The organism is Novilysobacter viscosus (assembly GCF_046600715.1).
Classification (GTDB): Bacteria; Pseudomonadota; Gammaproteobacteria; order Xanthomonadales; family Xanthomonadaceae; genus Lysobacter_C; species Lysobacter_C viscosus.
Genome location: NZ_JBJMAV010000001.1, coordinates 703774 through 717871, shown reverse-complemented (window position 1 = coordinate 717871; position 14098 = coordinate 703774). Strand labels below are relative to the sequence as shown.

Genomic DNA, 14098 nt, shown 5'->3' with positions numbered 1-14098 from the left:
GCGTCGGGAACGGCGCTACCGGGCCGCGCACTGGGGCGCGGCGGGTCGCATATGCGATGGAAGTCAACGGAGCCCCTGTTCGTGACGTGCGGGTGAACGGCCGCCGTACCATGCCAAAGCGGACCGGAACGCACAAGCGGTAGCCTCGCGCAGCGGCGACAATGGCCGCCCGCCATACGCGACCGTGTTGATGCCCGTGAGCCAGGATTCTTCGACGCCAACCGTTGCCGACGCTGTCCCCCCGGAGTTGATGGCCACAGGACTGGACGCCCTGCGTGCCGCGCTTGTGGGGTATCGCAGGCGCTGGCCCGCCGAGGCGACCACCATCGACCATTTCGAGGCCCTGCTGCTGGAGGGCTCGCCGGGCTTCGGCCGCGAACGGCTGGCCGGTCATTTCACGGCGTCCGCGTGGCTGGTGTCGCAGTGCGGACGTCGGGTGTTGATGACCCACCATCGCAAGCTGGGGCGCTGGCTGCAGCTGGGCGGACACGCCGATGGCGATCGTGACCTGGCGCAGGTCGCCCTGCGCGAGGCGCAGGAGGAGTCGGGGCTGCCGGGGCTGGTCGTGGATCGCGAGCTGTTCGACCTGGACCGCCACTGGATCCCCGAACGCAGCGACGTGCCCGGCCATTGGCACTACGACGCGCGCTACGTGGTCACGGCAGGCCCGGACGAGCGCTACAGCGTCAGCGAAGAATCCATCGACCTGGCCTGGGTCGACATCGACACGTTGTCGGCGGTGGCCAACCCGGACGAGTCAGTGCGTCGCATGGCCCTCAAGTGGAAGGCGATCCGTCCTGCGTAGCCTGGCCCCGACGCCGGCCACGCCAGACGTCCATGTGGCGCATCACCCGCGACGCGCTCAGGCCGTGCAGCAGGATCGACATCAGCACCACCAGCGTAACCACCGCCCACAGCCGTTCGCGCTCGGCGAAGTCGGCGTGGTTGAAGGCGAACATCAGGTAATAGAACGACCCGATGCCGCGGATGCCGAACACCGCGACCACCCAGCGCTCACGGCCACTCAACCGGCTGCGCGACAACGACAGCCATCCCGAAATCGGCCGGACCACCAGCACGAAACCGGCCGCGAACAACCAGTCCACCGGCTGCAGGGGGTCGAGGATGCCGATGGTCAGCGTTCCGCCCAGGACGATGAGCAACAGGGCGGTCAACAGCCGCTCCACCTGGTCGGCGAACTGGTTGAGTACACCGTGGTACTCGTGGGTCCGCTCGTAGTGGCGGATCACCAGCGCCGCCACGAACACCGCCAGGAAGCCGTAGCCGTGCAGCAGCTCGGTCACGCCATACACGAACAGGGTGATCGCCAGCGCCGCGAGCCCGTCGCTGCTGCGCGCCATCTCCGCGCCCTGGGCGCTGCGGAAGATCAGGTGCATCAGGCCGTAGCCCAGCCCCCACCCGATCAGCACGCCGGCACCGATGCGCCACAGCACGTCCAGCCACACCCAGCGGGCGAACCAGCCCGGCTCCGCATCGCCGGTCACCGCCAGGGCGATGGCGATCGCCAGCCACACGAAGGGGAACGCCAGGCCGTCGTTGAGCCCGGCCTCGGAGGTCAGGGTGAAGCGGACCGGGTCTTCATTGCCCTGGCCGGGTCCAGACACCTGGACGTCGGAGGCCAGCACCGGGTCGGTCGGCGCCAGCACCGCACCCAGCAGCACCGCCGAGGCCAGGCCCAGTCCCAGCAGGTGCTGGCCCAGCCACGCCGCCGCCAGGATGCACAGCGGCATGGTCAACAGCAGCAGGCGCCAGGTCGGTGACCACGTGCGCCAGTTGAAGGGGGTGTCCAGGCGCAGGCCGGCGCCGGCGAGGGCGACGATCACCACCAGTTCGGTCAGTTGTTCGGTGAGTTCGGCATAGCGGAACGGGTCGGGGCGCGGCACCTGGACGGGCAGCGAGTACAGCACCAGCCCGAGCAGCACATAGGCGATCGGGAAGGTCACCGGGTGGCGCTTGAGCAGGTGCGGCAACCACGTGGCGCCGATCAGGGCCAGTCCGACCAGGGCCAGCAGCAGCTTGTAGGGGTCCATCCGGTCAGCCGTCGCGGAGGCGGACGCGCAGTGTCGGCCGGTACGCGTGATCAGGGTGCCATGGCACCGGGCGTTGGCGCTGCGTCGTCATTGCCGGCCCGCGTCCAGGGGTGCAGCTCAGTCGGCGCGGCCGGCGAACTCGCCGCTGGTGGTGTTCACCAGCACACGCTCGCCGTTGGCGATGTATTCCGGGACCATGATCTCCAGCCCGGTCGAGAGCCGTGCCGGCTTGGGCCGCTTGGTCGCGGTGCCACCCTTGAGTTCGGGCGGTGTCTCGACCACCTCGATGGCCACCGTCTGCGGCAACTGCAGCGCCACCGGCTGGTCGTCGATGATCTGCACGTAGCAGCCGGCCAGGTCGGGGATGACGTAGCCGGCGTCGTCGCCCAGTGCATCGGCGTCGAGGGTGTAGGGCGTGTAGTCCTCATCGTCCAGGAACACGAACGCGTCCCCGTCCTTGTACGAGAACGTCGCCTGGCGCCGGCTGAGTTCGACTTCCTTCAGCTCGTCGTCGCCACCGACGCTCAGGTCGTACTTCTGCCCACCCGGGACCGAGTACATGGTGAAGCGGAACTTGACGTTGCCACCGCGGCCCTGCGGCGAGCTGCGTTCGATGTCGCGCACCTGGTACACGGTGCCGCCGTGTTCGACCACGTTTCCCTTCTTGACGTCGTAGGCTTTCATGCGTTGTCCGGTGGATGTCTGGTCTTGGTAGGAGCGGCTTCAGCCGCGAACATGGCCCGGCTTCGATGCAGGAGCGACGTGGGTCGCGACCCGGCGCAACGCCTATTGGCGATCGCGACTCACGTCGCTCCTACAGCGGATTGGGTGGCGAGCTACTTGGGCGCCAAGCGCGTGGCGCCGTCCAGGCGGATGGTCTCGCCGTTGAGGTAGCGGTTGCCCAGGATGTAGGCGACCAGGTCGGCGAACTCGTCGGCCCGGCCCAGCCGGGAGGGGAACGGGATCGACGCCGACAGCGACTTCTGCACGTCGTCGGGCATGCCATCGACCATCGGGGTCCAGAAGATGCCCGGCGCCACGGTCATGACGCGGATTCCGAAGCGCGCAAGCTCGCGTGCCATCGGCAGCGTCATGCCGACCACGCCGCCCTTGCTGGCCGAATAGGCGGCCTGGCCGATCTGGCCTTCGTAAGCGGCGACCGATGCGGTGTTGACGATCACGCCGCGCTCGCCGTCCTCGCCCGCCTCGTTGTGCTGCATGACCTCTGCCGCGGCCTTGGCGACATTGAAGCTGCCGACCAGGTTGACCATCACCGTGGCCTGGAACTGGCCCAGCTTCATCGAGCCCTCGCGCCCCAGCACGCGCCCGGCACCGAGGATGCCGGCGCAGTTGATCGCCGCGTTTAGCCCACCCAGGAAGTCCCGGGCGCCGGCCACGTTGGCGGCCACGCCGGCTTCGTCGGTCACGTCGGTCTTGAAGTAGCGGGCATTGGACTCGCCCAGCTCGGCCACGGCCGCGGCGCCCTTCTCGTCATTGACGTCGAACAGCGCGACCCTGCCGCCCTGTGCCACCAGGTGGCTGGCCACGGCCAGGCCAAGGCCGGACACGCCACCGGTGACGATCGCGCGGGTATCGGAAAGCTGCATGCGGAATCCTGCGGTCGGAAAGGGCGGGATTTTACCGCGCCGGCCGGTCGGACGTGGGCAGCGGCGCCGCGTGCGTCGGCGGGCGGGGCAGGGCAGTCGCGGCTGCGGCCACACCCACCCGGCCGTTCGTGCAGGTCAGCCCGCTGCGGCCGCGGGCCGGCGGGCCGGATAGCGCTTCTGCAATTCGACCGGCAGCAGCCCGGGCGCGAACAGGAAGCCCTGCCCCAGCTGCACGCCCAGTCCAAGCAGGAACTCGCGCTGCAACTCCGTCTCCACGCCTTCGGCCACCACGCCCAGGCCCAGGCTGCCGGCAATGCCCGCCACCGCCTGGCACACCGCGACATCCGAATGGTTGCCCGGCACGCCCTGCACGAACAGCTGGCTCAGCTTGAGGCCGTGGATCGGCAGCCGGCGCAGGTAGTTCAGCGCGCTGTAGCCCTCGCCGAAGTCGTCGATCGCCAGCTTCACCCCCAGCTCGCGCAACTCGGCGAAGGTGCGCAGCGTGTCGGGTTCGTCCTCGATCAGGACCCGCTCGGTGAACTCCAGCTCCAGCGCGCTGCCGGGCAAGCCCGACTCCGCCAATGCCTGGCGGACGTTGCGGGCCAGGTCTTCGCCCAGGAACTGCCGGTAGGACACATTCACCGCCACCCGTTCGATCGGCACGCCCTGTTCGCGCCAGCGGCGCAGTTGCGTGCACGCCTGGGCCATCACCCAGTTGCCGATGCCGACGATATCGCCGGTGGACTCGGCATGGTCGATGAAGTGGTCGGGCCGCATTTCCCCCAACGAGGGATTGCGCCAGCGGATCAGCGCTTCGGCGGCGACAAGCGCGCCGCTGGCCAGGTCCACCTGCGGCTGGTAGACGAGGTGGAATTCCTCGTTCTGGACCGCGCGGCGCAGGTGGGTCTCCAGTTGCAGGCGTTGCAGTTGCTGCTCGGCCAGCTCGCTGGTGAAGCCCTGCCACCCGTTGCGGCCGCGGCGTTTGCTGCTGTACATCGCCACGTCGGCGGACTGGATCAGGTGCTGCGAGCCCACGCCGTCGCCCGGCGCGCGCGCGATACCGATGCTGGCGGTGATGCTGAACTCCTCGCCGTCCATGCGGAAGCTGGCCCCGAACTCGCGCAGGATTGCTTCGGCCAGGCGTTCCGGGCGTCCGGCGTCATCGCCGGTGGAGCAGACCACCAGGAACTCGTCACCCCCGAAGCGGGCGATCAGGGCCTCGGTACCGACCGCGGCCTGGATGCGCTGTGCGGCCGAGGTCAGCAAGCGGTCGCCGGCGGCGTGGCCCAGCACGTCGTTGACCACCTTGAAGCGGTCCAGGTCGATGTACAGCACCGCCAGTTCCTGCTGCTGCGGGTCGCCGAGGCGGGCGTCGAGTTCCAGCAGCGCGGCGTCGCGGTTGAGCAGGCCGGTCAGCGGATCGGTGCGCGCCTGCACCTGCAGTGTCTGCTCGGACTGCTTGCGTTCGGTGATGTCCTGCAGCGTGCCGGTCAACCGGGAGCTCAGCAGGTCGCCGGCCTCGGCCTCGCCGATCAGGCGCACCCAGAAAGGTTGGCCGCTGCCCCGGGTGCCCTGGATGTCCAGGTTGAGCGCGTGCCCGGTGGCCATCGTGCGGTCCAGTGCGTCGCGCACCCGCTGGCGGTCGCCCGGCCGGAAGCAGCCCAGCAGGCCCCCCAGCGTGTCCGGCGCGGGTCTGCAACCGAGGATGCGCTGGGCCTCGTCGGTCAGGTAGAGGTGGTCGCGCGCGGTTTCCCATTCCCAGCCGCCGATGTGTGCCAGAGCCTGGGCCCGTTCGAACAGCGCGCTCTCGCGCTTGAGCGCGGTGATGTCGGAGAACAGCGTCAGTACCTGCTGTGGACGGTTGGCGCCGGCGGGGAACTGCGGCACGGCGGTGACTGAAAGCCAGGCAAGCTGCTGGCGCTGGCGGTCGAAGTAGCCCAGCGTGGCCTCGACATTGCGACCCCAGCGCAGCGCACGCTGCTGCGGCAGCTGCTCGGCGGGCAACTCGCGGCCATGCTCGTCGACCACCTTCCAGCGCGTGGAGGCCAACTCCTCGCCGATGCGCTGGCCCTCGCCGACGCCGAACAGGCGCATCGCCGCGATGTTGGCGTGCACCACGCGTCCGCTGCTGTCCTGCACCAGGATCGCGCGGTCGATGGTTTCCATCAGTTCGCGGTGGCGCCATTCCGCGTCGCGGCGGCCGCTGAGGTCGCGGGCGACGGCAACGATGCAGTTGCGACCCTCGTGCACGAACCCGGCCGAGTGCACCTCCACCGGGAAGCGGCTGCCGTCGCTGCGCATGTTGGTGACTTCGACGACGTAGGTGCCGCCGCGGTTGAGCGTTTCCCAGACCGGCTTGAGGTGGTCGGGGGGCAGCTCCGGGTTCAGGACGTGGATGGGCTGCCCGACGATCTCCTCGCGCGTGCGCTGGTACGCCGCCAGGCCCGCCCGGTTGAGGTCGAGCACCAGCCCGGATTCGTCAAGGATGCTGACCGGGTCGGGCACCGCGTCGAACAGCGCGTGGTAGCGCATCCGCGCGGCCTGCGCGTCAACGGCCGATGCGCGCAGGGCATCGCGCGCGCGACGCAACAGGTCCAGGGTCGCCTCGGGCAGGTCGGCTGCTTCGCACGCCGCGTCCAGGGCCGCCAGGGTCGCGACCGCGTCCGCCGCCTGGGGCGGTTGGGGCAGGCCGGGCGCGGACGGCGGTGCGGTCATGACACCGCGAGCGCCCGTCCGACCTTGCTGCCCGTCTCCCGGCCCAGCTTCGCCGCCAGCCAGCGGCCGGTCTCGGCCAGCGCGGCGAGGTCCACGCCGGTCTCGATGCCGAGCCCGTGCAGCATGTACACCACGTCCTCGCTGGCCACGTTGCCGCTGGCGCCCTTCGCGTAGGGACAGCCGCCTGCGCCGGAGACGGCCGCGTCGACCACGGACACGCCTTCCTCCAGGCACGCCAGGATGTTGGCCAGCGCCTGGCCGTAGGTGTCGTGGAAGTGGACCGCCAGCGCCTGCATGGGCACGGCGGTGGCAACCGCGCGAAGCATCGCCCGCGCCCGGCCCGGGGTGCCCACGCCGATGGTGTCCCCCAAGGAGATTTCGTAGCAGCCCATCAAGTGCAGTTCACGTGCTACGCGGACCACGTCGGCCACCGCGACGTCCCCCTGGTAGGGGCAGCCCAGCACCGTGGACACGTAGCCACGCACCGCGACGCCGTCCGCGCGGGCGCGCTCCATGATCGGCGCGAAGCGCGCAAGCGACTCATCGATGCCGGCGTTGATGTTCTTGCGGTTGAAGGCCTCAGACGCGGCGCTGAACACCGCGATCTCCTCCACCCCCACCTCGCGTGCGCGTTCATAACCCTGCAGGTTGGGCACCAGCACCGGGTAGCGGACGCCCGCACGGCGCGTGATGCCGGCGAAGACATCGGCCGCGTCGGCCAGCTGCGGGACCCATTTGGGGCTGACGAAGCTGGTGGCCTCGATGGACTTCAGGCCGGTCGCCGAAAGCCGGTCGACCAGTTCGATCTTGTCGGCGGTGGCGACCTGGGTCTTCTCGTTCTGCAGGCCGTCGCGCGGCCCGACTTCGACGATGCGGACGCGGGGGGGCAGGGCGCTCATGCCTCCTCCAGCAGGACCAGCACGGCGTCGGCTTCGACGAAATCGCCGGCCTGGGCGCGCACCTCGGCGATGGTGCCGTCGCGGGGCGCCTTCAGGCTGAGCTCCATTTTCATGGCTTCGATCACCATGACCTCCTGGCCCGCTTCGACCACGTCGCCGCTGGCCGCGCGGGCCACCACCACGCGCCCCGGCATCGGCGCGGTCACGCGGTCGGCGCCGGCAGCGGCTGCGCCGGCTTCGTGGCGACACATCGACAGGGGCGCCAGGCGCAGGCGCCGCTCGCCGTCGTGCAGGCTCAGCACGCGCCCGCGTTCGAGTACCTGGAACCGCCGGCCGGTGCCGTCGATGCGCAGGCTCAGGCTGTCGCCGGCCAGGCGCGCGCCTTCGACCCTGTAAGTGGTGCCGTCGTGCTGGACCCGGTACTCGCCGCCGCTGCCGTTGGCGTCCACCTCGATCCGGCCATCCCGCAGCCCGAATGCCAGCTGGCGGTGGCCACCATGGCCCAGCCGCCAGCCGTCGGCGATCGACCACGGCGATCCCGGATCGGTCGAGCCCGAGGCCGCCCGGCGGCTGTCGTCTTCCTGCACCAGCAGCTGCGCGACCGCGCCGGCGACCAGCAGCACGGGGTCGGGCGCGGCGTCGTGGAGGAACTCGTCCAGGTGCCGGTCCAGGTAGCCGGTGTCGATCGTGCCCTCGACCACGGCCGGGTGGCGGAGCAGCGCCTCCAGGAAGCCGATGTTGGATTTCGGTCCGTCGATCTCGCACTGCGCCAGCGCGTCGCGCATGCGGGCCAGGGCCTTCGGCCGGTCCTCGGCGTGGACGATCAGCTTGGCGATCATCGGGTCGTAGAAGATGGTGACGGTATCGCCCTCGACGACGCCGGAATCGACCCGGATCCCGTTGCCGGTCTCGGGAAGCCGCAGCCGCTCCAGGCGCCCGGAGCCGGGCAGGAAGCCGGCGTCCGGGTCCTCGGCGTACAGCCGCACTTCGATTGCGTGCCCCTGCTGGCGCACGTCACCCTGGGCGACCGGCAACGGTTCGCCGGCGGCGACGCGCAGCTGCAGTTCGACCAGGTCCAGCCCGGTCACGCACTCGGTGACCGGGTGCTCCACCTGCAGGCGGGTGTTGATCTCCATGAAGTAGAAGCGGCCGTCCTGGCCGACGATGAACTCCACCGTGCCGGCGTTGACGTAGTCGATCGCGCGCGCGGCGAGCACCGCCGCATCGCCCATCTCTGCGCGCAGAGCGTCGGTCAGGAAGAGCGAGGGCGCTTCTTCCAGCACCTTCTGGTAGCGGCGCTGGGCCGAGCACTCGCGCTCGTTGAGGTGGATCACGTTGCCGTGGGTGTCGCCGAACACCTGGATCTCGATATGGCGCGGGCGCTCGACATAGCGTTCCAGCAACACGCGGTCGCGGCCGAACGCATTCCTGGCCTCGCGCTGGCAGCTCTCCAGCGCGGGCAGGAACTCGCCCGAGGCGCGCACGATGCGCATGCCCTTGCCGCCGCCACCGTGCGCGGCCTTGATCATCAGCGGGTAGCCGATGCGGTCGGCCTCGGCATGGAGGTGACCGGGGTCCTGCTCCTCGCCCGTGTAGCCGGGCACCACCGGCACGCCCGCGGCCTGCATCAGGTCCTTGGCCCCGGCCTTGCTGCCCATTTTGCGCATGGACGCGGCTTTCGGGCCGATGAAGACCAGCCCGGCGTCCTCGACGGCTTCGGCGAAGTCGGCGTTCTCGCTGAGGAAGCCGTAGCCGGGATGGACCGCCTGCGCGCCGCTGCGAAGCGCCACCTCGATGATCGCCTCGCCCCGCAGGTAGCTGTCCGCCGGTTGCGGGCCACCGATCAGGTAGGCCTCATCGGCCTGGCGCACGTGCTGCGCGCCGGCGTCGGCCTGCGAATACACCGCGACCGTGCGGATGCCGAGGCGCCGACAGGTACGGATGACCCGGCGCGCGATTTCGCCACGGTTGGCGATGAGGATCTTGTTGAACATTCTGTTTTCAGCCACGGATGAACACGGATGGACGCGGACAGATCATAAGTGTCAAAGCCCGGGCCTTTCCTCCACCCATCCGGCCGTGCGCTTCTCAAGGAACGCCGCCAGTCCCTCCTGGCCTTCGGCAGAGACGCGCAGCCTGGCGATCAAGGCGGCATTGTCCTGGTCGTGGCGGTCGCGTTCGCTGTGGCTGGCAACGTCGCGCACCAGCGACTTGGCCTGCGCTGCCGCCACTGGGCCGGCCTTGAGCAGCAGGTCGACCTGGCGCTGCACCGCATCGTCCAGGGCGTCGGGTTCCACCGCCTCGTGCAGCAGGCCCATGCGCGCGGCCTGCGCGGCATCGAACAACTCCGCCGTCGCGAACCAGCGCCGCGCCTGGCGCGAGCCGATTGCCGCGATCACGTAGGGCGATATCACCGCCGGCAGCAGGCCGAGCCTGCTCTCCGTGAGGCCGAACTTCGCCCCCTGCGCGCCGATGGCGATGTCGCAGCACGCCACCAGCCCCACGCCCCCGCCGAACGCCGCCCCATGCACGCGGGCGATGGTCGGCTTGGGCAGTTCGTCCAGGGTCCGCATCAGGCGCGCCAGTGCCAGCGAATCGACGCGGTTCTCCTGCTCGCTGGCGGAGGCCATGCCCCGCATCCAGTTGAGGTCCGCACCGGCCGAGAACGACGCCCCTTCGCCCTCCAGGATCACCACCCGCACGTCCGGATCGTTCGCCACGCTGTTGAGTGCGCCGGTCAGTGCGGCGATGAGCATGGCATCGAAGGCGTTGTGCACCTCCGGCCGGTTCAGGCGGAGACGGGCGACGGCGCCCTCGCGCACGTGCAGCAGCGGGTGGTTCATGCAGGCAGGCCTTTGTGGGCAGGCCGGCATGATAGCCGGTGGTCCCGTCCAGCCCGCGTCCGGGTGGTCGTCAGGTCCGAGCCCGCAGGCGGTAGCGTGCCTTTACCGCCGCCGGGGCCAGCGGAAAGCGCAGGCACGGCCGCGCGTGCCGCGTACGGTCAGGACCGCTGCGGTCTCCGGCTCAGTGCTTGCGCCGACGATGCAGCGGCACTTCGGTCGCCTCCACCACCAGGCTGAAGGTGCGTTCCTCGCCGGGCTGCATGGCCCCGACGCCGACGATCTGCCTGTTGATCTCGCGTCCGCGGCCATCGCGGATCGCCAGCACCATGGTGTATTCGCAGGCGCCATCCGCCGGGGCGGGGATGGTGCCTTCGACCTGCAAGGGGGTGGACTTGAGCGCGTTGCCGGCACCGGCCTCGGCATCGAAGCGCAGGTGCCCGCGGCATTGCGGACAGACGCTGGAACTCTCCAGGATCGTCGCCTTGCAATGCGGGCAGGTGCGGGTGGCACCTGCGGTTCCCGGACGCGCAGCGCTCATGCGGCGTCGTCGTTGCCCGCCTTGCTGCCACCCTTGGCCGAGCCCTTGTCGCCCCAGCCGAAGTCGACCTGGCCACGCATGCGCGCACCGTTGGCCACGGTCAGGGAACCGGCCTTGACGTCACCGGTCAATGCGCCCGATTCGAGCAGCTCGACCTTCTGCGCCGCCTCGATGTTGCCCTCGAGCTCGCCGGCCACGATCACCTTGAGCGCGCGCACGCCACCGGTCAGCTTGGCGCCATTCTCGATGGTGAGGTTGCCCTGCACGTTGACGTCGCCGTTGAACTTGCCGGCAATGCGGACGTGGCCGGTGCCCTCGATCTTGCCTTCGATCGTCAGGTCGGAGGCGATCAGCGACTCCTTGAGCTGGGGTTCGGCTGCGCGTGACGGGCCGGGTGAAGCGGAGGCGATGTCACGTACCGGCGCGGCATCGAACGATGCGGCCTCCGGGGCCGGGTTCGACGCGGGCGGCGTGGCAGGGGTTGGCGGGTTGGACTTGGAAGCGGGGGCGGGGGTGTCTTTCCAGATGGCCATCGGTCAGGGGTTCCGTCAGCGTCAGGGGGACTGCGAACTTAGCACTGGGCTCACCGCGTCTTCACATATCGGCCGGCAGTAGGCCTTGAATTCTTCAGCTGCAAGACAGGTTTGTCCTGTTCATTGGTGAGCCCTGTCACGTCTTTCAACCGGGCGGCCCCCGCGGGCTACATGCGGAAGACGCCGAACCGGGTGCGGTCGGCGATGGGCGCATTGAGCGAGGCCGACAGTCCCAGTCCCAGCACGCGCCGGGTGTCGGACGGATCGATGATGCCGTCGTCCCACAGTCGCGCGCTGGCGTACCAGGGGCTGCCCTGGGACTCGTACTGGTCGCGGATGGGCGCCTTGAAGGCTTCTTCCTCGTCCGCGCTCCACGCGCCGCCGCGGCCTTCGATACCGTCGCGCCGCACGGTGGCCAGGACGCTGGCGGCCTGTTCGCCGCCCATCACGCTGATGCGCGCGTTGGGCCACATCCACAGGAACCGGGCGCCGTAGGCGCGGCCGCACATCGCGTAGTTGCCCGCGCCGAAACTGCCGCCGATCACCACGGTGAACTTGGGCACGTGCGAGCACGCCACCGCCGTGACCATCTTCGCCCCGTCCTTGGCGATGCCGGCCTGCTCGTACTTCTTGCCGACCATGAAGCCGGTGATGTTCTGCAGGAACACCAGCGGGATGCCGCGCTGGTTGCACAGCTCGATGAAGTGCGCGCCCTTGAGCGCGGACTCGGCGAACAGGATGCCGTTGTTGGCGACGATGCCGACCGGGTAGCCGTGCAGGTGCGCGAAACCCGTCACCAGGGTCTTGCCGTAGCGCGCCTTGAACTCCTGGAACTGGCTGCCGTCGACGATGCGGGCGATGACTTCGCGGATGTCGAACGGGCGGCGGGTGTCCCTGGGCACGATGCCGTACAGCTCCTCGGCAGCGAACAGCGGCTCGCTGGAGGGCTGCACCGCCACCGGCAGGGTCTTGCGGCGGTTGAACGTGCCCACGATGTCGCGCGCGATCTGCAGCGCGTGGCGGTCGTCCTGGGCGAAGTGGTCGGCCACCCCGGAGATCGCGGTGTGCACGTCGGCTCCCCCAAGGCTCTCGGCATCCACCACCTCGCCCGTCGCGGCCTTCACCAGCGGTGGGCCACCGAGGAAGATGGTGCCCTGTTCCTTGACGATGACCGACTCGTCGCACATGGCCGGCACGTACGCGCCGCCCGCCGTGCAGCTGCCCATCACCACCGCGACCTGCGGGATGTTCTCCGCGCTCATGCGGGCCTGGTTGTAGAAGATCCGGCCGAAGTGCTCGCGGTCCGGGAACACCTCGTCCTGCAGCGGCAGGAAGGCGCCACCGGAGTCGACCAGGTAGACGCAGGGGAGGTGGTTCTCGCGGGCGATCTCCTGCGCCCGCAGGTGCTTCTTGACCGTCATCGGGAAGTAGGTGCCGCCCTTGACGGTGGCGTCGTTGGCCACCACCACCACCTCCTGGCCCATCACCCGGCCGATGCCGCACACCATCCCCGCGGCGGGCGCGGCGCCGTCGTACATGTCCTCGGCGGCCAGCGGCGCGATTTCCAGGAACGGCGAACCCGGGTCGAGCAGGGCGGTGATGCGCTCACGCGGCAGCAGCTTGCCGCGCTCGGTGTGCTTGGTGCGGGCCTTGTCGCCGCCACCCAGGGCCACGCGCGCCAGGCGGGCGTCGAGTTCGTCGACCAGGGCCCGGTGGTAGGCGACGTTGTCCTGGAATTCCGGCGAGCGTGGGTCGAGGGCGGAGCTCAGTGCGGGCATGCGGCGGCCGTGCGTGGTGGAAGCGCCACAGGATACCGGGCGCGCGGCCCTGACGCCGATCCGGCCCTCGGGACCAAGCCGGGGGCACGACACATGCGCACAAAAAAAAGGAACCCGCCGAAGCGGGTTCCCTGGTTACAGCGGTGCGGCCGTGGATCAGTCGCGGACTTCGGCGTCGGAGGTGGCTTCGGCTTCTGCCTGCTCCTCGCGCATCTCGGCGGCGACGTTCTCGGCGCCGGACGCGATGTTCTCGGCGGCATTGGCCTTGCCTTCCTCGTAGGCCTGCTGGACCGGGTCGGCAGCCGCGTCGACGGCGGCAGCGGTGGCGCCGGCGGCGGCAGCGGTGCCGGCCACGGCGGCTTCGCCTGCCGAAGCGGCGGCGTTACCGGCGGCGTCGGCTGCGATGGACGCCTGGGCAGCGGCCTCGTCGGCCTCCTGCTCGGCGGTCGGGGAGTTGCAGGCGGCCAGTACGAAAGTGCTGGCGGCCAGCAGGGCAATAAGCTTGTTGTTCATGTGGTGCTCCTTATGTGTCGGCAGTGAAAGCGTTGTGCCGGAACGCTGCCGGCGGAGCGCACTATCCGGCGCCCTGCGGAAACAGGATGTGAAGGCGCAGCGGGAAGCATTTGCCGGGTGCCCGCGCCGGGTGCCCGGCGGTTCCCTTGCGACGCTGCCGGAACGAGGCGCAAAAAAATGCCGCCCCGAAGGGCGGCATCCTTACTCGTCAACTACAACCAACGATTAGTTGGTTTCGGTGTCGGCACCGACCGAGTCAGCCGAATTCTCGGCAGCCTGCGCGGCCTGGTCGGCAGCGTCGGCAGCGTCGGCAGCGGCGTCAGCGGCGTCAGCGTTGTTTTCCATGTCGCCCGTCGAAGCGTCGGCAGCGGCGGTGGCGGCAGCGTCGGCAGCCATGGCGGCAGCGTCAGCAGCCTGCTGGGCGGCGTCGGTACCGGCAACGTTGGCGTCGGCCTGGGCCTCGGCAGCGGCGTCGGCGGCTTCAGCGGCCGAATCCTGGGCGCGGTCGGCGTTCGAGCAGGCAGCCAGGGCGAAGCCCATGGCCAGGGCGAGCAGGGTCTTGTTGATGGACATGATGCAGTTTCCTCGTCGTATTAGATTTGGCAACGCGCAGTTGCGCGC

Annotated in this window: 13 protein-coding genes; 1 reads left to right on the top strand and 12 read right to left on the bottom strand. The window is 69.8% G+C overall.

What is annotated here, in order from left to right; all coding sequences use genetic code 11:
- Nucleotides 1-250 precede the first annotated feature (250 nt).
- The gene (locus ACJQWL_RS03305) at nt 251-805 is read left to right on the top strand and encodes an NUDIX hydrolase (protein ID WP_330969091.1); all 555 of its coding nucleotides are present in this window, start codon (nt 251-253) and stop codon (nt 803-805) included.
- Here the strand turns inward: ACJQWL_RS03305 and ACJQWL_RS03300 are convergent.
- The 12 genes from ACJQWL_RS03300 to ACJQWL_RS03245 form a co-directional block, all read right to left on the bottom strand.
- Complete coding sequence (locus tag ACJQWL_RS03300; protein WP_330969092.1) at nt 777-2051, bottom strand: cation:proton antiporter; 1275 nt, start codon at nt 2049-2051, stop codon at nt 777-779. The genes ACJQWL_RS03305 and ACJQWL_RS03300 overlap by 29 nt on opposite strands.
- A gap of 117 nt (nt 2052-2168) precedes the next feature.
- Complete coding sequence (gene yeiP, locus ACJQWL_RS03295) at nt 2169-2735, bottom strand: elongation factor P-like protein YeiP (RefSeq protein WP_330969093.1); 567 nt, start codon at nt 2733-2735, stop codon at nt 2169-2171.
- A gap of 152 nt (nt 2736-2887) precedes the next feature.
- Entirely contained in the window at nt 2888-3658 is a 771-nt protein-coding gene (locus ACJQWL_RS03290; RefSeq protein ID WP_330969094.1) for an SDR family NAD(P)-dependent oxidoreductase, read from the bottom strand.
- Nucleotides 3659-3793: 135 nt separating this feature from the next.
- Nucleotides 3794-6373 (bottom strand): sensor domain-containing protein, encoded by a 2580-nt coding sequence (locus ACJQWL_RS03285; RefSeq protein ID WP_330969874.1) that lies wholly within the window; start codon nt 6371-6373, stop codon nt 3794-3796.
- The gene (locus tag ACJQWL_RS03280) at nt 6370-7263 is read right to left on the bottom strand and encodes a hydroxymethylglutaryl-CoA lyase (RefSeq protein ID WP_330969880.1); all 894 of its coding nucleotides are present in this window, start codon (nt 7261-7263) and stop codon (nt 6370-6372) included. The genes ACJQWL_RS03285 and ACJQWL_RS03280 overlap by 4 nt, the downstream gene beginning before the upstream one ends.
- A gap of 5 nt (nt 7264-7268) precedes the next feature.
- Nucleotides 7269-9266, bottom strand: a complete 1998-nt coding sequence (locus ACJQWL_RS03275) for an acetyl-CoA carboxylase biotin carboxylase subunit (RefSeq protein WP_411300696.1) — start codon at nt 9264-9266, stop codon at nt 7269-7271.
- A gap of 51 nt (nt 9267-9317) precedes the next feature.
- Complete coding sequence (locus tag ACJQWL_RS03270) at nt 9318-10115, bottom strand: enoyl-CoA hydratase-related protein (protein WP_330969876.1); 798 nt, start codon at nt 10113-10115, stop codon at nt 9318-9320.
- Between the two features lie 181 nt (nt 10116-10296).
- On the bottom strand, nt 10297-10653 hold the full coding sequence (locus ACJQWL_RS03265) for a hypothetical protein (RefSeq protein WP_330969877.1): 357 nt from the start codon (nt 10651-10653) through the stop codon (nt 10297-10299).
- Nucleotides 10650-11186 (bottom strand): bactofilin family protein, encoded by a 537-nt coding sequence (locus ACJQWL_RS03260; protein ID WP_411300695.1) that lies wholly within the window; start codon nt 11184-11186, stop codon nt 10650-10652. The genes ACJQWL_RS03265 and ACJQWL_RS03260 overlap by 4 nt, the downstream gene beginning before the upstream one ends.
- A gap of 167 nt (nt 11187-11353) precedes the next feature.
- Nucleotides 11354-12964, bottom strand: coding sequence for a carboxyl transferase domain-containing protein (locus tag ACJQWL_RS03255; protein WP_330969878.1), 1611 nt, complete (start codon nt 12962-12964; stop codon nt 11354-11356).
- 156 nt (nt 12965-13120) lie between these two features.
- Complete coding sequence (locus ACJQWL_RS03250) at nt 13121-13477, bottom strand: hypothetical protein (protein WP_411300694.1); 357 nt, start codon at nt 13475-13477, stop codon at nt 13121-13123.
- A 225-nt stretch (nt 13478-13702) separates the two neighbouring features.
- Nucleotides 13703-14050 carry a hypothetical protein gene (locus ACJQWL_RS03245; protein ID WP_330969958.1) on the bottom strand — a complete coding sequence of 116 codons (348 nt, stop codon included), beginning with the start codon at nt 14048-14050 and terminating at the stop codon, nt 13703-13705.
- Nucleotides 14051-14098 lie beyond the last annotated feature (48 nt).